Source organism: Microbacterium sp. CnD16-F (genome assembly GCF_024124465.1).
GTDB classification, from domain to species: Bacteria; Actinomycetota; Actinomycetes; order Actinomycetales; family Microbacteriaceae; genus Microbacterium; species Microbacterium gawkjiense.
Genome location: NZ_JAMXSA010000118.1, coordinates 1 through 1,398 on the forward strand (window position 1 = coordinate 1; position 1,398 = coordinate 1,398).

At 63.4% G+C, this 1,398-nt stretch carries 1 protein-coding gene; it reads right to left on the reverse strand.

Annotation, left to right across the window (positions count from 1 at the left end; all coding sequences use genetic code 11):
- Positions 1–702 precede the first annotated feature (702 nt).
- On the reverse strand, positions 703–1,197 hold the full coding sequence (locus tag NH287_RS15030; protein ID WP_253036254.1) for a hypothetical protein: 495 nt from the start codon (positions 1,195–1,197) through the stop codon (positions 703–705).
- Between the last annotated feature and the right edge of the window lie 201 nt (positions 1,198–1,398).

A 1,398-nucleotide genomic window follows, 5' to 3' on the forward strand; every position in this document is an offset into this window, starting at 1 on the left:
AGAGGGAGTGGTCATCGGTGTGACGCCTTTCGAGTGGGATGTGAGAGTTTCCTCGAAGGAAGATCCCGGTGGCCACGCTGACGTTTACTGGCCGGGATCGTTACACCACTCTACGGGGCACTACTTGCGGCGAGTCCAGAACGGAGAACAGTTCGTTGGCGGCGACGGCTGCTGGTGAGGCGACGGGGGTATGGGGAGGGCTGCTCGGCAGGTCCGAGGCAGTGCACCTCGTCAGCGCGATCAGCAGGAGTCCCAGACCGAGAGGCCACCGCCAGGGGGAGCCCCGGCGATGACCTCTCACTGAACGAGTCATTCGAGTCCAGCGTCCGGTACCCGGAGCAACGCGAACTCGTCTCCCAGGCTGATGTAAGTTTCCGCAGCCCGTCGGCTCTGCCCCTTCGGGGCTTCCACGACAAGGTTCGTGCCGACCTTCTCGACGCTCCCGCGATCACCTGCCGCCGCGAAGTCCGGGATGAGATAGACGGGTGCGGCGTCGACCGCCGGGGTGCTGACGCTGATGCCGAGCCCCTGAGCGGCGAATTGCTCCGGAGTTGCGACCGCAACCGCCGAAACCCCACCCGGGAGGACGGCGACGAGCGCAACACCTCCGTCAAGAGATGATCCAGCCGCGTAAGTCGCCGACCCGACCTTCCCCAGGACCCTCAGTGAATCCAGGTCGACCGTCTCGCTCAGCCCGTCAGCTTAACCAGCAAGTCGCGTATCCCGGCTCGTCGGGAGCGTGTCGAGCATGCGCAGGTCATCCGACGACGTGTCGGCGGTGCGCATTGGGCCCGTGCCGGTGCCATTTCGGGAAATGTCGAGCTTGATCGTGCCCGGGTCGGTGGGGTCGATCACAAGACGCCATTTGCCGGTACTGCGGGCGCTTCGAGCGGGATGGTCAATTTGGGACACGAGTCCACTCGAGGAACCGGTGTAGGCCGAGGTGCCAGTACCTGTTCGAGCCCAGGTGATGGCGTTCTTGCCTGGGATATACCCAGAGATCGATGTGCGCGTTCCGGTTATCGATCCGGCAAGGGTCGGTCCGTACCAGGTCTCCTGTTTCGCGCTGCTGTTGGAGTACACCTGACTCCACGCTGCATGTGCAGCGGCCCCCGGAACCAGCAGTCCCACCGCCACCGCGCCCCCGACCAGCGCCTTGATCAGCTGACGTGGTGTTCCACGTGTGCTTTTCGACATCCTCGTACCCCTCGATTGTGAAGCGCCTCCATGACGCGTGCGCTCATGCTCACCCAGACGCGTGGCTCAGAGTGATGGGTCAAGTCCCGTGGAGTGGTGTAACCGTTTCGTGATCCTTCAGGGATGTGGGGGCTAGTTTTCGTTGTGATTGCAGATGCTCGCGACGAGCTCACTCACGGTGTCGGAGTACAGCCCAGGAGT

Coding starts and splice junctions, on each gene's coding strand:
- NH287_RS15030 (WP_253036254.1), bottom strand. CDS start 1,197: ATGTCGAAAAGCACACGTGGAACACCACGTCAGCTGATCAAGGCGCTG.